Origin of the sequence: Streptococcus sp. DTU_2020_1001019_1_SI_AUS_MUR_006, from assembly GCF_032340315.1 — a bacterium.
GTDB lineage: Bacteria > Bacillota > Bacilli > Lactobacillales > Streptococcaceae > Streptococcus.
In genome coordinates, this window is sequence record NZ_CP135436.1 from 900,745 (window position 1) to 922,292 (window position 21,548).

The 21,548-nt window shown below is 41.7% G+C and carries 14 protein-coding genes; 13 read left to right on the forward strand and 1 reads right to left on the reverse strand.

The genetic code is table 11. The annotated features are described in order from the left end of the window. The first annotated feature begins 230 nt into the window (after positions 1-230). The 3 genes from RRU92_RS04455 (at position 231) to RRU92_RS04465 (ending at position 9,642) form a co-directional block, all read left to right on the forward strand. Entirely contained in the window at positions 231-8,243 is an 8,013-nt protein-coding gene (locus RRU92_RS04455; RefSeq protein WP_315640768.1) for an SIALI-17 repeat-containing surface protein, read from the forward strand. 205 nt (positions 8,244-8,448) lie between these two features. After that, positions 8,449-8,817 carry a hypothetical protein gene (locus RRU92_RS04460; RefSeq protein ID WP_315640769.1) on the forward strand — a complete coding sequence of 123 codons (369 nt, stop codon included), beginning with the start codon at positions 8,449-8,451 and terminating at the stop codon, positions 8,815-8,817. Between the two features lie 132 nt (positions 8,818-8,949). Next, positions 8,950-9,642, forward strand: a complete 693-nt coding sequence (locus tag RRU92_RS04465; protein ID WP_070458655.1) for a phosphoglycerate mutase — start codon at positions 8,950-8,952, stop codon at positions 9,640-9,642. A 152-nt stretch (positions 9,643-9,794) separates the two neighbouring features. Here RRU92_RS04465 and RRU92_RS04470 read toward each other — a convergent pair whose 3' ends face one another. Further along, the gene (locus RRU92_RS04470) at positions 9,795-9,944 is read right to left on the reverse strand and encodes a hypothetical protein (RefSeq protein WP_315640770.1); all 150 of its coding nucleotides are present in this window, start codon (positions 9,942-9,944) and stop codon (positions 9,795-9,797) included. 691 nt (positions 9,945-10,635) lie between these two features. On the opposite strand from RRU92_RS04470, the gene RRU92_RS04475 reads away from it, so the two are divergent. The 10 genes from RRU92_RS04475 (at position 10,636) to glnR (ending at position 21,524) form a co-directional block, all read left to right on the forward strand. Then, positions 10,636-12,297, forward strand: a complete 1,662-nt coding sequence (locus RRU92_RS04475; RefSeq protein WP_315640771.1) for a ribonuclease J — start codon at positions 10,636-10,638, stop codon at positions 12,295-12,297. Between the two features lie 65 nt (positions 12,298-12,362). Continuing rightward, complete coding sequence (locus RRU92_RS04480; RefSeq protein ID WP_075231552.1) at positions 12,363-13,142, forward strand: alpha/beta hydrolase; 780 nt, start codon at positions 12,363-12,365, stop codon at positions 13,140-13,142. 107 nt (positions 13,143-13,249) lie between these two features. Continuing rightward, positions 13,250-13,951 carry a M57 family metalloprotease gene (locus tag RRU92_RS04485; RefSeq protein ID WP_248034730.1) on the forward strand — a complete coding sequence of 234 codons (702 nt, stop codon included), beginning with the start codon at positions 13,250-13,252 and terminating at the stop codon, positions 13,949-13,951. A 70-nt stretch (positions 13,952-14,021) separates the two neighbouring features. Then, a complete protein-coding gene (uvrC, locus tag RRU92_RS04490; RefSeq protein ID WP_315640773.1) occupies positions 14,022-15,845 on the forward strand; it encodes an excinuclease ABC subunit UvrC in 1,824 nt (607 codons plus the stop codon). 71 nt (positions 15,846-15,916) lie between these two features. Next, positions 15,917-16,867, forward strand: coding sequence for a 16S rRNA (cytosine(1402)-N(4))-methyltransferase RsmH (gene rsmH / locus RRU92_RS04495; protein WP_315640775.1), 951 nt, complete (start codon positions 15,917-15,919; stop codon positions 16,865-16,867). Between the two features lie 9 nt (positions 16,868-16,876). Continuing rightward, complete coding sequence (gene ftsL, locus RRU92_RS04500) at positions 16,877-17,194, forward strand: cell division protein FtsL (protein ID WP_075231548.1); 318 nt, start codon at positions 16,877-16,879, stop codon at positions 17,192-17,194. A gap of 3 nt (positions 17,195-17,197) precedes the next feature. Continuing rightward, positions 17,198-19,453: a penicillin-binding protein PBP2X gene (gene pbp2X / locus RRU92_RS04505; RefSeq protein ID WP_315640777.1), complete on the forward strand. Its 2,256-nt coding sequence runs from the start codon at positions 17,198-17,200 to the stop codon at positions 19,451-19,453. Between the two features lies 1 nt (position 19,454). After that, the gene (gene mraY / locus RRU92_RS04510) at positions 19,455-20,435 is read left to right on the forward strand and encodes a phospho-N-acetylmuramoyl-pentapeptide-transferase (RefSeq protein WP_153225694.1); all 981 of its coding nucleotides are present in this window, start codon (positions 19,455-19,457) and stop codon (positions 20,433-20,435) included. A 129-nt stretch (positions 20,436-20,564) separates the two neighbouring features. Beyond that, positions 20,565-21,092 carry an FUSC family protein gene (locus RRU92_RS04515; RefSeq protein ID WP_153225695.1) on the forward strand — a complete coding sequence of 176 codons (528 nt, stop codon included), beginning with the start codon at positions 20,565-20,567 and terminating at the stop codon, positions 21,090-21,092. A gap of 75 nt (positions 21,093-21,167) precedes the next feature. Continuing rightward, entirely contained in the window at positions 21,168-21,524 is a 357-nt protein-coding gene (gene glnR / locus RRU92_RS04520; protein ID WP_000659543.1) for a transcriptional repressor GlnR, read from the forward strand. Positions 21,525-21,548 lie beyond the last annotated feature (24 nt).

Here is a 21,548-nt window from a genome sequence, read left to right on the forward strand (position 1 = left end):
GTTGGAGATGCTCGTTGTTTCTTATTATTTTCATAAAAACTCTTGTGTATGAAATTGAAAATAATAGGAAGTTGAGAATGCTTGATAAACAGTATCCACTGATAAGAATCTTGTTAACGGTATGTAGCGTAAAATAATTTCAAGAGGCAAACAAAATCCTTGTTTATTGGAGGGAAATTCGATAAAATAGAAAGGATTTAATATTTTATTATAAAGGAAAAAGTTAAGTGATGAAACATCAATTTTACGGAGAAAAGCGCCAGCGTTTTTCTTTTAGAAAGTTATCAGTAGGTCTGATATCAGCGACTATTGGAAGCTTCTTTTTGGGTTCTGTAGTTGGGACTAGTACACAGCCTGTTGAAGCAGCAGAGTTAGCAGCGAATCAAGCTGTTCAGATTCAGTATAAGTATGTTATAGAATCAGAATTGACAGATGCTGAAAATGCGATGGTTGTTAAGGAACTTCCAAAATTTGTAGAGGAAAGTACAGATGCATACTACTTGGTTTATCGTCCTAAAAAAGAAGGAAGATTGATAGGAAACTTACCAAGTACTGGCTACTCCGGTATATGGGAAGCAATCTTTGCAACAGCTGGTATTGTTCTTGCGGTCTTGGTAATTTCTAAGGGGAAAAACGGGAAAAGATATCTATCTTCGATTTTATTGGTGACTGGACTAGGATCCATTCTTCTTTCTCCTTCAATACTTGCAGTTACAAATATTGAGCTAGCTGCTTATAATCAGCTTTTAAATTTGGGACTAGGAGAGCAACTACCTCAGCCCTTGAACATTGAAAATTTTGAATACATTGGTTATCTGAAGAGTCAGGCTATTTTGAAAAATTCTTTGGAGCAAGGTGAAGAATCTAAGCATAAAGCTAATCAGACTGTGAATCAATCAGTGGACGGATCTGAAAATGACAAAGCGGTGGCAGTATCAAAAGCAGATAGTTCAGACAAGTCGACAGATGAAAAACTGGAGCTTGTCAATGGAGCAAACCGAGTGCCATCGGGAAGCTCAATTTCTGATCGCTCTGAGTTACAATTATCTAGTCAAGATGAAAGTCAAACGCAAGTGCTTCCTTATCAAACAGAATATCGCTATTCGGATAATCTTGTTAAGGGGCAAACAAAGACCATTCAGGTGGGTGTATCTGGGGAACGTACAGTGATTACTCGTCGCTACAGTGCTAATCAGAAGGTGATAAAATCTGAGTTGGTGTTTGATCAAGTGACAGTCCAACCTATTTCAGAGATTATTTTGGTGGGCACGGCAGAAAGTAATCAATTGCTTAAAGAATCTCCTGTTCACGACTTGCCAGAGTACCCAGCTCCTGTGGGTACAGCTGGCACAGACCCAGCTCCCGTTCATGAAGTTCCAGAATATACAGATTCAGTAGGGACGGTAGGTATAGAACCCGCCCTCGTTCACGAAGTCCCAGCCTACACAGAATCAGTAGGGACGGTAGGTACAGAACCTGTTCCGGTACATGACGTTCCCGAGTACACAGATTCAGTAGGTACATCTGGTGACGAACCAGCCCCTGTTCACGACGTTCCAGAATATACAGAATCAGTCGGCACAGCAGGCGACGCCCCAGCCCCCGTACATGACTTGCCGGAGTATACAGATCCAGTCGGCACATCTGGTGTAGAGCCTACCCCAGTTCATGAGGTTCCCGAGTACACAGAATTAGTCGGCACAGCAGGTGCAGATCCAGCCCCAGTTTACGAAATTCCCGAGTATACAGAATCAGTAGGAACATCTGGTGTAGAGCCTACCCCAGTTCATGAGGTTCCCGAGTACACAGAATCAGTCGGCACAACTGGCGAAGAACCAGCCCTAGTTCACGACGTTCCCGAGTATACAGAATTAATCGGTACATCTGGTTACGAACCCGCTCCAGTTCACGAAGTCCCTGAATATATAGAATCAGTCGGCACAGTAGGTGCAGATCCCGCCCTGGTTTATGAGGTTCCCGAGTACCCAGATCCAGTCGGCACAGCAGGTGCAGAGCCTACCCCAGTTCATGAATTACCAGAGTATACAGATCAAGTAAATACGGTAGGTTCAGAGCCCGTTCCGGTACATGAAGTTCCAGAGTACATAGATCCAGTAAGTACGGTAGGTTCAGAGTCCGCTCCGGTACATGAAGTCCTAGAGTATACAGATCCAGTCGGCACAGCAGATACAGAATCCGCTCCCGTTCACGAATTGCCGGAGTATACATCCCCTGTCGGCACAGCAGGCGACAATCCCGCCCCGGTTTATGACTTACCAGAGTATACAGAACCAGTCGGCACAACTGGCGAAGAACCCGCCCTAGTTCACGATGTTCCCGAGTATACAGAAACAGTCGGCACATCTGGTGACGCACCCGCCCCAGTTCATGAATTACCAGAGTATACAGAAACAGTCGGCACAGCAGGCGACGCCCCAGCTCCGGTTCATGAGGTTCCCGAGTATACAGATCCAGTCGGCACGGCAGGTACAGAACCCGCCCCCGTTTATGACTTGCCAGAGTACACAGAACCTGTTGGTACAGCAGGCGACGAACCCGCTCCAGTTCATGATATTCCAGAATATACAGATCCTGTAGGCACAGCTGGTGAAGACTCAGCTCTGGTTCACGAACTGCCAGAGTACACAGATTCAGTCGGCACAGCAGGCGACGAACCCGCTCTGGTTCACGAATTGCCAGAGTATACAGATTCGTTGGGCACAGCTGGTGACGATCCATCCCCAGTTCACGAATTCCCAGAATATACAGATCCAGTCGGCACAGCTGGTACAGATCCATCCCCCGTTCATGAATTACCAGAGTACCCAGAATCAGTCGGCACAGTTGGTGACGAACCTGCCCCCGTTCATGAAGTCCCAGAATATACAGACCCAGTCGGCACAGCAGGTGCTGAACCAGCTCTAGTTCACGAAATCCCAGAATATACAGATTCAGTCGGCACAGCAGGCGACGATCCAGCCCTGGTTCATGAATTACCAGAGTATACAGAACCAGTCGGCACAGTGGGTGACGCACCCGCTCCAGTTTACGAAATTCCCGAGTATACAGAACCAGTCGGCACATCTGGTGTAGAGCCTACACCAGTTCATGAGGTTCCCGAGTACACAGACCCAGTCGGCACAGCAGGTGACGAACCTGCTCCGGTTCATGACTTGCCAGAGTATACAGACCCAGTCGGCACAGCAGGTGACGAACCCGCTCCAGTTCACGACGTTCCAGGTTACACAGATTCAGTAGGCACAGCAGGCGACGATCCAGCCCCTGTTCATGAATTACCAGAGTATACAGAATCAGTAGGCACAGCAGGCGACGGTCCAGCCTCAGTTTATGAATTACCAGAGTATACAGACCCAGTCGGCACAGCTGGCACAGAGCCTACACCAAGTTTTGACCTTCCTGAGTTAGAGCTTAGCTATGTAGATGAAACGAGAGTTGAAAAAGTAGCCTTTAAGATTGAGGAGCAGTATACTGATGAGTTGGTCAAGGATTCACGTATTGTAAGTGTTCCTGGAGTGGAAGGTGAGCGTACAATCAAAACTAGGGTCTACTATTCAAATAATCAAGAATTGGATCGTCTAGAATTATCTAATGAAGAAACCTTGCCACCAGTGACTCAGATTGTTAAGATTGGAACAGCAAGTCCGTTTATGATTCCAAATGATGCTCCAAAGGTTGAAGCATTGGATGAATTTGATTTAATTCCTCTCTACAATCTATTGTCGGAAGCAGAGCAAGTTAAATCACAGGCACGTTATTTTAACGATATCTCAACTCGCCAAATTAGTTACGACTCGGCACTCCTTAAAGGTCAAGAATTATTGACGCAATCAGAAGCTAGCCAAGAGCAAGTCAACCAAGCAGTTGCAAGCATTGAGAATGCGAAAGAGCAATTACAGGGCCCAGATGTCACTAAGGTAGCTTTACAAACAGAATACCGAGAAAGTCAAGACATCCAGGATAGCTTCAAATACAAAAATGCTGACTCAGATAAAAAAACAAACTTTACAAGAGAATTTGCAAATGCAGAGACAGTTTTAGCAAATCGACTAGCTAGCCAAGTTCAAGTTGATCAAGCCTTGGCGAACTTGACAGCAGCCAGAACGGCTCTAAATGGAGTTGCAAAAGTTAGACCAAATCTAAGTATCCTCAGTCTTACAGAAAATCCAGAAGATCGTTCTGTTACGGTTCAGTACAACATGACTGATGAAACTCAATCATTACGGACAGCTACAGCAGAATTATATGAAGGTGACCAGCTTGTACGCTCACTTCCGATTACGAATTTTGCAGGCAGTCTCAAGATTGGTGATTTGGATCATTATACAAATTATACTTTGAAGACAAAATTGACCTATGAATTAGATCAAGGCCAGGTTACAGACTTTGAAAAGGACAGTCGTCAATTTGAACTCGAGTATAAGAAAATTTCTATCCGAAATGTAGAATCTGTTGAATTCTACAGCAAGGAAAATGAGCAGTATAAACGTTTGATTTCCATGAACGCAGTTCCAAGTGATTTGTCAAATTACTTTGTCAAAGTTAAGTCTGCCGAGTCGAAAGAAATGCTCCTGCCAGTTCAGAGTATTGCCGAAAGCACTAAAGATGGTAGGGAAGTTTATAAGGTCACTGTATCTCTGCCTGAGCTTGTGCAAGAAAGTGAAACAGGTTATAAACCAGGATATGACTTCTACATCAGCAAGTCTCATTCAAATCAGCAAGGTGTTTATACTAGTTTTGCAAGTCTGTTAGAAGCGATGAAGAGCAACATGGCAGGCAACTATGTGCTAGGAGCTGATTTAGATGCTAGTGAAGTAAGCTTGGCAGCAAGCGATTATGTTTATTTACGAAACAACTTTACAGGTAGCCTTACAGGTAGTCATAATGGTAAACAGTATGCTATTTACAACCTAGCCAAGCCTTTGTTTGAGAATCTCAAGAGTGGTGCAAGGATTACAAATATCGATTTGAAGGATGTCAATATTGTTGGGACTTATGATTCTGCAAGCTTGGCCCGTTCTGCAGAAAACGCTCACATTCAAGATGTCTCTGCTCAAGGACGAGTTGCCGTGGTAGGGAATGCAAGTCAAGTTGCGGGGCTAGTGGTTGTTGCAACTAACACACAAATCACAAATAGTTCCTTTACAGGTACTATTCAGACTAATGATAAGCAAAGCAAGGCCTATAATGTCGGAGGATTAGTCGCAAATCTGAAAGGAAATGCTTCCCTACTGACACAAAGTAGAGCAGATGTTACTATTTTAGCGAGTGCCAAGACTAATGAGCAACGCTTTGGTGGTTTAGTCGGAAGATTAGAAGCCAATGCTCGTATCACTAATTCCTATGCATCAGGGAAAATTCAGAACTCAACCAAGAATGGCCAAATTGGTGGAGTAGTTGGTTCAAATTACTACAATGGTTTGATTGACAACGTCTTGAGTAATGTCAGTGGATCAAGAGTTTATAGTATTTCTGGCGATCAAGGTTATAAAAATGACCGTATCACCAATGCCTATGCAGTCGAAGGAATTGAAACACTAGCAGAAGATCCATTTGCTAGCTCTAAGCTTAGTCTTGAACAAGCCCAAGACAAGCTAGGAGAGTTTGGAATCACGACAAGCCTGGACGACACCAATCTGAACCTCTATGCAGTAGATTATAGTAAGGCGAAGAAAGTAGACAGTAACCGTACTATAGCTTACTTAAATATGGAAAAACTTCTGCCATTCTATAATAAGGAAACAATCGTAGCTTATGCCAACAAGCTAGCGGAGGATCATAAGCTCAACACCAGCTATTTGCTCGATGTAGTTCCGATGAAAGATCAGCAGATCATCACGGATATTCATGGAAATAAGACAGGCATCAATCGTCTCATGCTTCATTACGAAGACAATACCATTCAGTATCTAGAAGTTACCTATAAGGGAGACTTTAAAAATAAGGCTATAGCAGAATATACCATCAAGGACTTGAATCTTCTCTATACTCCGGAAGCCTTCCTATCTGACTATAGCAAGATTCTCACCAAAGTTTTACCAGAGTTGAATAAGGTAGTTTTAGATTCAGCTGCTGTGAGAACGGTTTTAGGTATAAATGCAGAAACTTCTCTGGATGATCTTTATTTGGATAAAGCCTTTGATCAAGTCAAAGCTAACTTATCTGTGGAGTTACGAAAGGTTCTGGCTATGGACAAGTCCATCAATACTGAGGGAACTGTAGTAGCTGATTATATCGCTAAGAAAATCACCGATAATAAAGAAGCCTTCTTAGTTGGTTTAACCTACCTAAATCGTTGGTATAACATCAATTATGACACCATCAATGTCAAAGATTTATCTGCCTATAAGTTTGATTTCTTTGGTAATAACGATGCGTCGACACTAGACACGATCATTGCCTTAGGTCGCTCTGGTTTTGAAAATCTCAAGGCAAAAAATACTTATCAAACCTATGATACTTCCTTGTCTGAGGCAACTGGTAAGCGAGGTTTATTCAATTATCTTGAAAGTTATCGTAATCTCTTTTTGCCGTATAAGACCAATAATGAATGGCTCAAGGATAATACAAAAGCCTATATTATCGAGGCCAAGTCGGACATTGCAGAAGCTAAGGCGCTCCAAGACAATGCGAATGATAAGAGTAAGTACTCTGTCGGAGTTTATGATAAGATTACATCTGATAGTTGGGAACATAAGGGTATGTTGCTACCGCTTTTGACTATGACTGAAAAGGGTGTCTACATCATTTCCAATATGTCTACCATCTCTATGGGAGCTTATGATCGTTACCGAGATATTGTTGATGGGAAGGTCCGTACAGATGCTGAACTTGCTAGCTATGTTGAAGATCGAGTGAGAAAGTCAGCTGAATGGCAGAGAGACCATTACGATTTCTGGTACAAGATTTTAAGTGATGAAAGTAAAGATAAACTCTTCCGTTCGGTCTTGGTTTATGATGGTTTTGCTCTCAAAGATAAGAATGGTCAAAGATATTGGGCCCAACCACATGACAAGCAGTCCACTGCAATGCAGGAATTCTTTGGACCAGCTGGTAAGTGGTATCCAAGCAAGGGCTATAATGCTTACGCAACAGGAAGTATGACCCATTTTGACAATGCTCGTCTGCTAGAAGATTACGGAAACTCTGTTTATACACACGAGATGACACACAACTCTGATGGAGCCATTTATTTTGAAGGCTTTGGTCGTCGTGAAGGTCTAGGGGCAGAACTTTACGCTCGTGGTCTTTTACAATCTACACCAAGTCCAGATGAAGCGACAATCACCCTCAATACTCTATTCAAGGTTGATAAGGATTCTAAGACACGTCTCCATACTTATAACTTTAAAGAGCGCGTTCAGAATGAAGCAGACCTAAAAGGTTACGTTCATGGTATGTTTGATATGATCTATACGCTTGATTACCTAGAAGCAAGCTCTATCTTGAAGCAGACAGATGAAGCCAAGATGAAGTGGTTTAGAAAAATGGAAAACTACTACATTACTGATAAGTATGGCAAACAAACCCATGCTGGTAACCAGACACGGACCTTCACTGCTGAAGAGATTAAGAAACTAAAAACTTTTGAATCCTTGATTGACAATGATGTCATTACTCGTCGTGAAAACAAGGATAGTGGCAAGTATGCACGAAATGGTTATCTCAGTCTCAGTCTATTCTCTCCAATTTATTCAGCGCTTAGCAATCCAACTGGTGCGCCAGGTGATGTCATGTTCCGTCGTACAGCCTATGAGTTGCTGGCAGCTAAGGGCTATCATGAAGGATTTATCCCATATGTATCTGGTAAATTGTCAGAAGAAGCTCTGAAAGAGGGAAGCGCAACTTGGGATGGATGGCTCGGAAGAGATGTTGGTCTAGTGACAGACCAGAAGGTTCTAGAAAATGTATTCAAAGGTGAGTATGACTCTTGGGCAGCCTTTAAGAAGGCCATGTACCAAGAGCGGATTGACAAATTGACAAAATTGAAGCCGATCACCATTGAATATGAACTCAGAAACCCAAATAGTACGAAGCAAGTAACTATTCGATCTTATAAAGATATGCAAAGGCTAATGGATGAGGCGACAGCAGAGGATGTTCGTAATATTGACAATGCTACAAGTCGCGTCGAAGCTAGCTGGGTTAACTTACTGAAGAAAAAGATTTATAATGCTTATCTTCGTACAACGGATGACTTCCGTCAGTCTATCTTTACCAAATAAGCCGCAGTATTATTTTGGTAAGTAGCATTATCCCTAAGTCTAAAAAGGCTTAGGGATTTTTACTCTGGAAATTCATATAAAAAAAGAATATATGAGTAAAGGAAAATAAAGTGTCGCTGATGATATTGTGGTCTACTTGGAAGAGCTTTGAATTTAACCTAAAATATGGTAGAATAACAATTATTACAATTTGAAGGAGACATTTATGAAAACAAAAACACTAGCGCAAATTTCTGGAATTATTGGGACTATTGCAGGCTCGCTCTTGGCAATTTTGCCAGTCGTAATATTAATGGTTGCATCTATTTTTGCGAATGAAGATTTTGCAGGAGTAGTTTTAGCGATTATCTTCATTGTTTTTACCTTAGTAAAAATCGCAACTCTCATTCTTGGAATTCTCTCTCTAATCTACTATAAGGATGATAAGCGCATGTCAATGGCACCATCTGTTTTGTTAATCGTAGGTTCTGTAGTCGGATTGATTCCATTTTTAGGCTGGATTGGTGGCATTGTCATTGTCATCGGTGGTGCCCTATTCCTGACAAGCTTGAAACAATTTCAAGTTCAAGAATAGTTGTTTATTGAGAGAAGGGGAGGTCACCTCTTCTCTTTTAAATCGATTTTGACTAGCTTTTTTGTGAAAAATTGTGTAAAATAGAATAGATAAACGAGGGAAACCTCGGAAAATAAAAGGAGTATCCATCAAATGGTAAAATTGGTTTTTGCTCGCCACGGTGAGTCTGAATGGAACAAAGCTAACCTTTTCACTGGTTGGGCTGATGTTGATTTGTCTGAAAAAGGAACACAACAAGCGATTGACGCTGGTAAATTGATCAAAGAAGCTGGTATCGAATTTGACCAAGCTTACACTTCAGTATTGAAACGTGCGATCAAAACAACTAACTTGGCTCTTGAAGCATCTGACCAATTGTGGGTTCCAGTTGAAAAATCATGGCGCTTGAACGAACGTCACTACGGTGGTTTGACTGGTAAAAACAAAGCTGAAGCAGCTGAACAATTTGGTGATGAGCAAGTTCACATCTGGCGCCGTTCATACGATGTGTTGCCTCCTGCAATGCCTCGTGATGACGAATATTCAGCTCACACAGACCGTCGTTATGCTTCACTTGACGACTCAGTTATCCCAGATGCTGAAAACTTGAAAGTGACTTTGGAACGTGCTCTTCCATTCTGGGAAGATAAAATCGCTCCAGCTCTTAAAGATGGTAAAAACGTATTCGTAGGAGCACACGGTAACTCAATCCGTGCTCTTGTAAAACACATCAAACAATTGTCAGACGACGAAATCATGGATGTAGAAATCCCTAACTTCCCACCATTGGTATTCGAATTCGACGAAAAATTGAACGTAGTTTCTGAATACTACCTTGGAAAATAAAAAATTGTAAGTTTAGGATTGATTTATATCGATTTCAAAAAGTTACACAAATAATTCAAGCGAAGGATTTAGTTCTGTCTTGCACAGGGCTGAGTCCTTTTAGTTTGATTTTATACTCTTCGAAAATCTCTTCAAACCACGTCAGCGTCGCCTTACTGTATATGTAGGATACTGACTACGTCAGTTCCATCTACAACCTCAAAACAGTGTTTTGAGCTAACTTCGTCAGTTCTATCCACAACCTCAAAACGGTGTTTTGAGCAACCTGCGGCTAGCTTCCTAGTTTGCTCTTTGATTTTCATTGAGTATTTAAGTATAGTGGATTGAACCTAGAATAGTAGGCTACGGATTCTAAAACATTTATAGAAATTCATTTGACTTTCCTAATTTCTTTGTTCATATCTTATTTTAATCCACTATAATAATCAATATTGTTTACAATTTCATATCACATTTGGTTCAGGGCCTTAAACATTTTCCCATAGCCTTAGAACGAGATCCCATTTCCAAGCACTAAAGAAGAGAATCATCGTGTCCTTTTTATTTATAAGAATACTTGTTATTAAAAAATTGATGATAAAAATCAGGGTGTTATTCCCGTCCTTGGTAGCTATGAGAGATAGTATACTCGGATTGGTCAATTTTGAAAGCCTCTGCTAACATGCCGTTCACTTGTTTTTGATTTGCTGAAGTAGAAAGGGTATAAGTGCTCATTCATTATTAAAGTCATATAATGCTGACCAGCAGCCAAGAAAAATCTAACATTTAGGGTGCAGGTCATTCCTGTTTTTTACCAGCAAACTCTCCTCCAGTATCTGTAAGAATGATAGGAAAGAGATAGTTGAAGTACGATTATCTGTAAGATTCATTTTGAAAATTAGTAAAAAAATGGTATAATGAATGGAAAAGATTCGGCTGAAAGTGAATTGGACTTTCAGAAAAAGAGAGCTTTTAAAGCTCTACAAACAGTTGAAGTGACTATTCGGAGGAAAAATGAATACTATTAAATTAACAACACTTGGTGGTGTGCGTGAAAATGGTAAAAACATGTACATCGCAGAAATTAACGACTCGATTTTTGTATTAGATGCAGGTTTGAAATACCCTGAAAATGAACAGTTGGGTGTCGATGTCGTTATTCCCAACATGGACTATTTGTTTGAAAATAGTGACCGTATTGCTGGGGTCTTCCTAACACACGGGCATGCGGATGCGATTGGCGCCCTCCCTTATCTCTTGGCAGAAGCTAAGGTTCCTGTATTTGGCTCAGAGTTGACTATCGAACTGGCCAAACTCTTTGTTAAGGGAAATGACAGCGTCAAGAAATTTGATGATTTCCATGTCATTGATGAAAATACAGAGATTGATTTTGGTGGAACGGTAGTATCCTTCTTCCGTACAACCCACTCTATTCCAGAAAGTTTGGGTGTGGTCTTGAAAACATCTGAAGGAAACATCGTCTATACAGGGGATTTCAAGTTTGACCAAACGGCTAGTGAATCTTACGCCACTGACTTTGGGCGTTTGGCAGAGATTGGTCGCGAAGGGGTCTTGGCTTTGCTTAGTGACTCAGCAAATGCAGATAGCAATATCCAAGTAGCTAGTGAAAATGAAGTTGGTGTAGAAATCACGCAAACCATTTCTGACTGGGATAGACGTATCATCGTTGCTGCAGTTGCAAGTAACCTTTCTCGTATCCAGCAAGTTTTTGATGCAGCTGCGGAGACTGGACGCCGTGTTGTCTTGACAGGATTTGACATTGAAAATATCGTCCGTACAGCGATTCGCTTGAAAAAATTGTCTCTAGCAAGTGAAAATCTTTTGATTAAACCAAAAGATATGTCTCGTTTTGAAGATCACGAATTGATCATCCTTGAAACTGGACGTATGGGTGAACCCATTAACGGCCTACGCAAGATGTCTATCGGTCGTCACCGTTATGTTGAAATCAAAGAAGGTGACCTAGTTTATATCGTTACAACGCCATCAATCGCCAAGGAAGCGGTGATGGCACGTGTAGAAAATATGGTTTACCAAGCGGGTGGAGTTGTCAAGCCAATTACTCATAGCTTACGTGTCTCAGGCCATGGGAATGCGCGTGATTTGCAATTGATGATCAATCTCTTGCAACCTAAATATCTCTTCCCGATCCAAGGAGAATACCGTGAGTTGGATGCCCATGCTAAGGCGGCTATGGCAGTTGGTATGTTGCCGGAACGGATTTTCATCCCTAAAAAAGGAACAACCATGTCTTATGAGCATGGGGACTTTGTTCCATCTGGTGCAGTGACAGCAGGCGATGTCTTGATTGATGGGAATGCTATCGGGGATGTTGGGAATGTCGTCCTTCGTGACCGTAAGGTCTTGTCAGAAGATGGTATTTTCATCGTGGCTATCACTGTTAACCGTCGTGAGAAAAAAATCATTGCTAAAGCTCGAGTGCACACGCGTGGATTTGTCTATCTCAAGAAGAGTCGTGATATCTTGCGCGAAAGTACAGAGTTAGTCAATCAAACAGTAGAAGATTACCTCCAAGGTGAAGATTTTGATTGGGCTGAACTCAAAGGTAAGGTACGTGATCATTTGGCTAAGTTCCTCTTTGACCAAACCAAGCGTCGCCCAGCTATCTTACCAGTAGTCATGGAAGCAAAATAGGATCAAATAGCAAGAGAAAGTCGAGTTTCGGCTTTTTCTTATCTTAAACGAATAAGGAGCAAGTTATGGCAGTAATGAAGATTGAGTATTACTCAGAAGTTTTAGATATGGAGTGGGGAGTGAATGTTCTCTACCCAGATGCGTCTCGGGTTGAGGAGCCAGATTCTACAGATATTCCTGTCCTCTATCTCTTACATGGGATGTCAGGGAATCATAATAGCTGGCTCAAACGGACCAATGTAGAGCGCTTGGTGCGAGGGACCAATCTAATTGTTGTCATGCCAAATACAAGTAATGGCTGGTACACAGATACTCAGTATGGCTATAACTACTATACAGCTCTAGCAGAAGAACTGCCTAAAGTGCTCAAACGCTTCTTCCCTAATATGTCTAGCAAGCGTGAAAAGACTTTTATCGCTGGTCTATCAATGGGAGGCTACGGTTCCTTCAAATTGGCCCTATCAACTAACCGTTTCTCACATGCAGCTAGTCTTTCTGGTGCTCTCAGTTTCGAAGAGTTTTCTCCAGAAAGTCAAAATCTTGGGTCGCTTGCTTACTGGCGAGGTGTTTTTGGTAAGCTTGATAACTGGGAAACTAGTCCTTACTCACTTGAAACTCTTGCTAACAAATCAGACAAGAAGACCAAACTCTGGGCTTGGTGTGGTGAACAAGATTTCTTGTATGCTGCCAATAATCTAGCAGTGAAGAATCTCAAGAAACTTGGTTTTGATGTGACCTATAGCCACAGTGCAGGGACCCATGAGTGGTATTATTGGGAAAAACAATTGGAACGGTTTTTGGCTACCTTGCCAATTGATTTTGTTTTGGAAGAACGCTTGTCTTAGTTTTAGTTTTCTTTCAGCTTACTCAAGTAAAATAAGGAATCTATCTTTAGAATGGGAATCCATGGCTTAAAGATGGGTTCTTATTTTTTTTAGAAAGGCGGGAAATCATGTTCTGGATTATTCGTGTTCTATGTCGATTGTTACTAGGGATTTGGCGCATGTTCTGGCGCCTTGTGTGGACTCTTGTAGTCTTAATTCTCATTGCTTTAGGGATTCTCTGGTATGTGACGGGAGATTTATCTGGTATCTTCAATCAAGCGGGGCAACTTGTTCAAGTTGGTCAAGCAGGTTGGCATCAATGGCAAGAAACTGGTAAGTTGCAAGGCTTGTCTCAGACTGATCATCATCAAGATTCAGGAGTAAAATGGCCCCAAGCGCAGGCGACAATTTATATCGATCCCCAAATGGATGCAACCTTCCAAAAGGCCTACGCTGAGGCTATTACCAATTGGAATCAGACCGGTGCTTTTAATTTTGTAGTTGTGACAGAACCTGACCAAGCAACTATTTTTGCGACTGAAATGAATGATGGTTCCACATCTGTTGCCGGTGAGGCGGAGAGTCAGACAAATCTCCTTACTAAACAATTTACTTCGGTAACAGTTCGTTTGAATCATTATTATCTATCTAATCCAAGCTATGGCTATACCTATGATCGTATCTTGCATACAGCAGAGCATGAGTTAGGACATGCCATTGGCTTGGAACATACTAATGAAGTGTCAGTCATGCAGCCAGCAGGTTCTTATTATGGTATTCAGGCTCAAGATGTTCAAGCAGTTCAAGAACTATATGAGTCTGGAGAATAGGTGATTTTCAAACGAAAAATAGAGCTCCCTGATGTAAGCAATGAGGGGAGCTTTTTGCTATAATGGAACTATGAATAACTTGATTAAATCAAAACTGGAGCTCTTGCCGACCAGCCCTGGTTGTTACATTCACAAGGACAAAAACGGCACAATCATCTATGTTGGGAAGGCTAAAAATCTGCGCAATCGTGTGCGATCATATTTCCGTGGGAGCCATGATACCAAAACAGAAGCCTTGGTGTCTGAAATTGTAGATTTTGAGTTTATTGTCACGGAGTCTAATATTGAGGCTCTCCTTCTGGAAATCAACCTGATTAAGGAAAACAAGCCCAAGTACAATATTATGCTCAAGGACGATAAGTCCTATCCTTTCATCAAAATTACCAATGAGCGCTATCCTCGCCTGATTATCACTCGTCAGGTCAAAAAAGACGGAGGTCTTTATTTTGGACCCTATCCTGATGTGGGGGCGGCCAATGAAATCAAGCGACTTCTGGATCGGATTTTTCCTTTTCGTAAGTGTACTAATTCACCGTCTAAGGTCTGTTTTTATTACCATATCGGCCAGTGCGTGGCTCACACCATTTGTAAGAAAGACGAGGCTTTTTTCAAAGCCATGGCGCAAGAAGTCTCTGATTTTCTTAAGGGCCAGGATGACAAAATCATCGATGACCTCAAGGAAAAGATGAATGTGGCAGCTCAGAGTATGGAATTTGAACGCGCGGCGGAATATCGTGATTTGATTCAGGCCATTGGAACCCTTCGGACCAAGCAACGTGTTATGGCTAAGGACCTCCAAAATCGTGATGTCTTCGGCTACTATGTAGATAAGGGTTGGATGTGCGTTCAGGTATTCTTTGTCCGCCAAGGTAAGCTCATTGAGCGCGATGTCAACCTTTTTCCTTACTACAATGATCCAGATGAAGATTTTCTGACCTATGTTGGGCAGTTTTATCAAGAAAAATCTCATCTGGTTCCCAATGAAATTTTGATTCCTCAGGATATTGATGAAGAGGCCGTTAAGGCTTTGGTGGATACCAAAATTCTCAAGCCCCAACGTGGGGAGAAAAAACAACTGGTTAATCTGGCTATAAAGAATGCTCGAGTCAGTCTAGAGCAGAAGTTCAATTTGTTAGAAAAATCTGTCGAAAAGACTCAAGGGGCCATTGAAAACTTGGGACGACTCTTACAAATTCCAACTCCAGTCCGTATCGAGTCTTTTGACAATTCCAATATCATGGGGACTAGTCCTGTTTCTGCCATGGTTGTTTTTGTTAACGGGAAACCGAGCAAGAAGGATTACCGCAAGTATAAGATTAAGACAGTTGTTGGACCAGATGACTATGCAAGTATGCGAGAGGTTATCCGCAGACGCTATTGTCGAGTTCAACGTGATGGCTTGACCCCGCCAGATTTGATTGTCATTGATGGTGGCCAAGGTCAGGTTAATATTGCCAAGCAGGTCATTCAAGAAGAGTTAGGGTTAGATATTCCCATTGCAGGTCTGCAAAAGAATGACAAGCACCAAACCCATGAATTGCTCTTTGGCGATCCGCTTGAGGTGGTAGAGCTGTCTCGTAATTCTCAGGAGTTCTTTCTCCTGCAACGCATTCAGGATGAGGTACACCGTTTTGCCATCACCTTCCACCGTCAGCTTCGTTCTAAAAACTCCTTCTCGTCTCAGCTAGATGGTATTGAAGGATTGGGGCCTAAACGCAAGCAGAATTTAATGAAATATTTTAAATCTCTGACTAAAATCAAGGAAGCCAGCGTGGATGAGATTGTCGCAGTTGGTATACCAAGAGCAGTCGCAGAGGCTGTTCGCCAACACTTGAATCCTCAAGAGCGTATAGAACTAGCTCAGGTAGCAGAGTCGCCTGCTGAATACAAGTGATAAAGTAACAAGGAAAGGTTTTTGCTTTAGCGAGTGCAAGCTAGTCAGAATTGTGGTAAAATAGATAAGATATGACTAAAGAATTTCATCATGTAACGGTCATGCTCCATGAAACCATTGATATGCTTGATGTAAAACCTGATGGTGTTTACGTTGATGCAACCTTGGGTGGAGCAGGCCATAGCGAGTATTTATTAAGTAAATTAAGTGAAAAGGGGCATCTCTATGCCTTTGATCAGGACCAGAATGCCATTGACAATGCCCAAAAACGTCTGGCTCCTTACATCGAAAAAGGAATGGTTACCTTCATCAAGGACAACTTCCGTCATTTGCAAGCACGTTTGCAGGAAGCGGGTGTAGAAGAAATTGATGGCATTTGTTATGACTTGGGAGTTTCGAGCCCGCAATTGGATCAACGTGAGCGAGGTTTTTCTTATAAGAAGGATGCGCCACTGGATATGCGGATGAACCAGGAAGCTAGTCTGACAGCTTATGAGGTTGTCAATCATTATGACTATCATGACCTGGTGCGAATCTTTTTCAAGTATGGAGAAGACAAGTTTTCCAAACAGATCGCTCGGAAGATTGAACAGGCGCGTGAGGTGAAGCCGATTGAGACGACAACGGAATTGGCTGAGATTATCAAGTCTGCTAAGCCTGCCAAGGAACTCAAGAAAAAAGGTCATCCTGCCAAGCAAATTTTCCAAGCCATCCGTATTGAGGTTAATGATGAATTAGGAGCTGCAGATGAGTCCATCCAACAAGCTATGGAATTACTAGCAGTGGACGGAAGAATCTCAGTCATTACCTTTCATTCGCTGGAAGATCGCTTGACCAAGCAATTGTTCAAGGAAGCTTCGACTGTAGAGGTTCCAAAAGGCTTGCCATTCATTCCAGATGATCTTAAGCCTAAGATGGAATTAGTCTCTCGCAAACCGATTCTACCAAGCAAGGAGGAGTTGGAGGCCAATAATCGTTCCCACTCAGCCAAGTTACGAGTAGCTCGAAAAATTCATAAGTAAGGGGATAAAATGGTAGAAAAAAGAGAAACAACGAGCCAATTACTGCAAGCTCGTATCAAGAGATTTTCACGTGTTGAGAAGGCCTTTTACCTTTCGATTGCCATTACAGCCCTTGTCTTAGCCATCAGTGTGGTCTATATGCAAACCAAGCTCCTACAAGTTCAAAGTGATTTGACAACTGTCAACAGACAGATTGAGGAGAAAAAGACGGAGCTGGACGACGCTAAGCAAGAAGTCAATGAATTGATTCGCTCAGAACGTCTGGCGGGTGTCGCGGATTCGCAAGACTTGCAATTAAACAATGGAAATATCCGATCGGCGGAGTAATATATGAAAACATGGAAAGAAAAAATAGTACACTTTGCCATTAAGAATCGCAGAACTCCTCTAGAAAACCGCAGACGAGTTGGAAAAAGCCTTAGTCTCTTGGCTGTCATTCTCTTTGCTGTTTTTTTGGTTAACTTTGCGGTGATTATTGGTACGGGAAAGAAGTTTGGTGTTGACCTGGTCAAAGAAGCTTATAAGGTTCATCAAACAACTCGAACAGTCCCTGCTAAGAGGGGAACCATTTATGATCGTAATGGAACTCCGATTGCAGAAGATGCAACCTCCTACAATGTTTATGCGGTCATTGATAAGGATTATAAGTCTGCGAATGGAGATATTCTATATGTTGAGGAATCTCAGTACAATAAGGTAGCCGAAATTTTCCATAAGTATTTGGATATGGAGGAGACCTACGTCAAAGATCAACTCTCTCAACCCAATCTCAAACAGGTTTCCTTTGGTACTAAAGGAAATGGGATTACCTACGCAAATATGATGTCCATAAAAAAGGATCTAGAAGCTGCCAAGGTTGAGGGAGTGGATTTTACCACAAGCCCCAATCGAAGTTATCCAAATGGGAAATTTGCTTCATCCTTCATTGGTCTAGCCCAGCTTCATGAAAATGAAGATGGTTCAAAGAGCCTTATTGGAACATCTGGTATTGAAAGCTCCTTGAATAGATTGTTAGCAGGGACAGATGGTATTATTACCTATGAAAAGGATCGTTTGGGGAATATCGTTCCAGGTACGGAACAAGTCACTCAACAAACCGTAGATGGAAAAGATGTCTACACGACAATATCTAGTCCTTTGCAATCCTTTATGGAAAGCCAAATGGATGCCTTCCAGGAAAAAGTGAAAGGCAAGTACATGACTGCGACCTTGGTTAGCGCCAAGACAGGAGAAATTCTGGCCACGACTCAAAGGCCGACCTTTGATGCTGATACCAAAGAAGGGATTACAGAGGACTTTGTCTGGCGTGATATCCTTTACCAAAGTAACTATGAACCAGGTTCAACCATGAAGGTCATGACCTTAGCAGCAGCTATAGATAACAATACCTTCCCTGGAGGAGAATATTTCAACAGTAGTGAACTGAAGGTGGCGGATGCTACCATCAAAGACTGGGATGTCAATGAAGGTCTGACTAGTGGTGGAATGATGACCTTCTCGCAAGGTTTTGCTCACTCTAGTAACATCGGTATGACTCTCCTTGAGCAGAAAATGGGTGATGCTACTTGGTTAGACTATCTCAATCGTTTCAAATTTGGAGTTCCGACTCGGTTTGGGATGAGTGAAGAGTATGCTGGTCAACTCCCTGAAGATAATATCGTTAATATTGCCATGAGTTCCTTTGGTCAAGGGATTTCTGTTACGCAAACCCAGATGCTTCGTGCCTTTACGGCTATTGCCAATGATGGGGTTATGTTGGAGCCTAAATTTATCAGTGCCCTTTATGATCCAAATGATCAAACAGTACGTAAGTCACAAAAGGAAGTTGTGGGAAATCCTGTGTCCAAGGAAGCAGCTAGCCTGACTCGAGATCACATGGTGATGGTTGGTACAGATCCTACCTATGGTACAATGTACAATCATAGTACAGGAAAAGGGACAATCAACGTTCCTGGCTATAATGTGGCATTGAAATCAGGGACTGCCCAGATTGCGGATGAACAAAATGGAGGATATCTAAAAGGTTCAACCAACTATATTTTCTCAGTTGTCTCTATGCACCCAGCTGAAAATCCAGATTTCATCCTCTATGTGACCGTTCAACAGCCAGAACATTACTCAGGAATACAGTTAGGAGAATTTGCCAACCCTATTCTGGAAAGAGCTTCAGCAATGAAAGATACACTCAATCTTCAATCAACAGCCAAAAACTTGGATCAGGTAACATCTACAACTAGTTATGCCATGCCAGAAATGAAGGATTATAGCCCTGGAGATCTAGCTGAAGAACTCCGTCGTAACCTTGTACAACCAATTGTTATCGGTTCAGGAACAAAAATCAAAGAAAGCTCTGTAGCAGAAGGAACCAATCTAGACGCCAATCAGCAAATCTTACTCCTTTCAGATAAGGTAGAAGAGATGCCTGACTTATATGGATGGTCTAAGAAAAATGTTGAAACCTTTGCCAAATGGCTGAATATCCAAGTTGAGTTTGAAGGCACAGGAGAAACTGTTAAAAAGCAAAGTGTTCGTGCCAATACAGCTTTAAAAGATTTACAGAAAATAAAAATAACATTAGGAGATTAGAATGCTTATTTCTATCTTTGCTGGAGTGATTGCCTTTATTCTAACAGTCATAGGAATTCCAGCCTTTATCCGTTTTTACCATAAAGCACAGATTACCGGTCAACAGATGCATGAAGATGTCAAACAACACCAAGCAAAAGCCGGGACACCAACAATGGGGGGACTTGTCTTTCTCCTAGCAGGAGTTTTAGTTAGTCTGGTTCTTGCTCTCGTGACTAATCAATTAACCAATAATGTTGGAATGATCCTCTTCATCCTGGTCTTATATGGTTTGGTTGGTTTCTTGGATGATTTCCTCAAGGTTTTCCGCAAAATCAATGAAGGACTTAATCCTAAACAGAAGCTCTTGCTTCAGTTGGTCGGAGGAGTTATCTTCTATTTCTTCTATGAAAGAGGTGGAGATATCTTAAATGTATTTGGTTATCCCTTGCATTTAGGTGTTCTGTATATTCTCTTTGCCCTCTTCTGGTTAGTTGGTTTTTCAAACGCAGTTAACCTGACTGACGGAATCGATGGCTTGGCAAGTATTTCTGTGGTGATTAGCCTATCTGCCTATGGAGTGATTGCCTATGTGCAAAATCAGCTCGATATCTTACTAGTGATTGTAGCAATGATTGGTGGTCTTCTTGGCTTCTTTGTCTTTAACCACAAGCCTGCTAAAGTTTTCATGGGAGATGTAGGTAGCCTAGCCCTTGGAGGTATGTTGGCTGCTATTTCCATGGCACTGCACCAAGAATGGACCTTGCTCTTGATTGGGATTGTATATGTTTTTGAAACAACATCTGTTATGATGCAAGTCACCTACTTTAAGTTGACTGGAGGAAAACGTATCTTCCGTATGACACCAGTTCACCATCATTTTGAGTTGGGGGGCTTTTCTGGAAAAGGCCAATCTTGGAGTGAGTGGAAGGTCGACTTCTTCTTCTGGGGAGTGGGCTTATTCGCTAGTCTCTTGACTTTGGCTTTCATATATTTGTTCTAAAAAGAGAATGTGGAATCATCAGATAGAGAAGGATTAAGTTCCTTCTCTTTTCTATTTCCATCAGTTTATTGCATCCCCTTCTCAAAAATAGGTAAATTTATGGTAAAATGGAAATAGAAAGTTGAAATGATGAGTTATTTTAAAAAGTATAGATTTGACAAATCCAAGTTTAAGTTAGGGATGCGAACTTTCAAGACAGGAATCGCTGTTTTTTTGGTCCTCATGATTTTTGGTTTTTTTGGTTGGAAAGGACTGCAGATTGGGGCCTTGACTGCAGTTTTTAGTTTAAGAGAAGATTTTGATAAGAGTGTCCATTTTGGTACTTCTCGTATTCTCGGAAATAGTATCGGTGGTTTTTATGCCCTGATTTTCTTTCTCTTAAATAATCTTTTTCACGGCGCCTTCTGGGCAACCCTCCTTGTTGTTCCAATTTGCACCATGTTAACCATTATGACAAATGTTGCTATGAACAATAAAGCAGGTGTTATCGGTGGAGTTGCGGCTATGTTGATTATTACCTTATCAATTCCAAGCGGGGAGACAGTTTTGTACGTGTTTGCCCGAGTTTTTGAAACATTTATGGGTGTTTTTGTGGCAATTCTTGTAAATTACGATATTGATCGTTTACGAAGTATTTTAGAGAAAAAAGAAAAATAATGTTACAAGATATAACATTATTGATTGACGATTGAATTTTTTTAGACTATAATAGACAGAAAGAAGGAAGTGTACATGAAGGAAAAAGAATTTCGTCGCAATATGGCAGTTTTCCCTATTGGTAGTGTTATGAAGTTGACCGATCTTTCGGCGCGCCAGATTCGTTACTATGAAGACCAGGAGTTGATTAAGCCTGATCGTAACGAGGGCAATCGTCGTATGTATTCTTTGAATGACATGGATCGATTGCTTGAGATTAAAGATTATATCTCTGAAGGTCTGAATATTGCTGCCATCAAGAAAAAATATGCTGAACGTGAGGCGAAGTCTAAAAAACCAGTGAGTCAAACTGAAGTACGAAGAGCCCTTCGGAATGAAGTTCTCCAACAAAGTCGCTTTGCTTCTCAACAATCACCTTTTGGTCGCGGTTAGGCAACCGCAAGTCGTCATATATAA

What these genes read in the sequence shown, in the direction of transcription:
- RRU92_RS04455 (WP_315640768.1), top strand. Translation starts at nt 231, where the DNA reads ATGAAACATCAATTTTACGGAGAAAAGCGCCAGCGTTTTTCTTTTAGA.
- RRU92_RS04460 (WP_315640769.1), top strand. Translation starts at nt 8,449, where the DNA reads ATGAAAACAAAAACACTAGCGCAAATTTCTGGAATTATTGGGACTATT.
- RRU92_RS04465 (WP_070458655.1), top strand. Translation starts at nt 8,950, where the DNA reads ATGGTAAAATTGGTTTTTGCTCGCCACGGTGAGTCTGAATGGAACAAA.
- RRU92_RS04470 (WP_315640770.1), bottom strand. Translation starts at nt 9,944, where the DNA reads ATGAAAATCAAAGAGCAAACTAGGAAGCTAGCCGCAGGTTGCTCAAAA.
- RRU92_RS04475 (WP_315640771.1), top strand. Translation starts at nt 10,636, where the DNA reads ATGAATACTATTAAATTAACAACACTTGGTGGTGTGCGTGAAAATGGT.
- RRU92_RS04480 (WP_075231552.1), top strand. Translation starts at nt 12,363, where the DNA reads ATGGCAGTAATGAAGATTGAGTATTACTCAGAAGTTTTAGATATGGAG.
- RRU92_RS04485 (WP_248034730.1), top strand. Translation starts at nt 13,250, where the DNA reads ATGTTCTGGATTATTCGTGTTCTATGTCGATTGTTACTAGGGATTTGG.
- uvrC (WP_315640773.1), top strand. Translation starts at nt 14,022, where the DNA reads ATGAATAACTTGATTAAATCAAAACTGGAGCTCTTGCCGACCAGCCCT.
- rsmH (WP_315640775.1), top strand. Translation starts at nt 15,917, where the DNA reads ATGACTAAAGAATTTCATCATGTAACGGTCATGCTCCATGAAACCATT.
- ftsL (WP_075231548.1), top strand. Translation starts at nt 16,877, where the DNA reads ATGGTAGAAAAAAGAGAAACAACGAGCCAATTACTGCAAGCTCGTATC.
- pbp2X (WP_315640777.1), top strand. Translation starts at nt 17,198, where the DNA reads ATGAAAACATGGAAAGAAAAAATAGTACACTTTGCCATTAAGAATCGC.
- mraY (WP_153225694.1), top strand. Translation starts at nt 19,455, where the DNA reads ATGCTTATTTCTATCTTTGCTGGAGTGATTGCCTTTATTCTAACAGTC.
- RRU92_RS04515 (WP_153225695.1), top strand. Translation starts at nt 20,565, where the DNA reads ATGAGTTATTTTAAAAAGTATAGATTTGACAAATCCAAGTTTAAGTTA.
- glnR (WP_000659543.1), top strand. Translation starts at nt 21,168, where the DNA reads ATGAAGGAAAAAGAATTTCGTCGCAATATGGCAGTTTTCCCTATTGGT.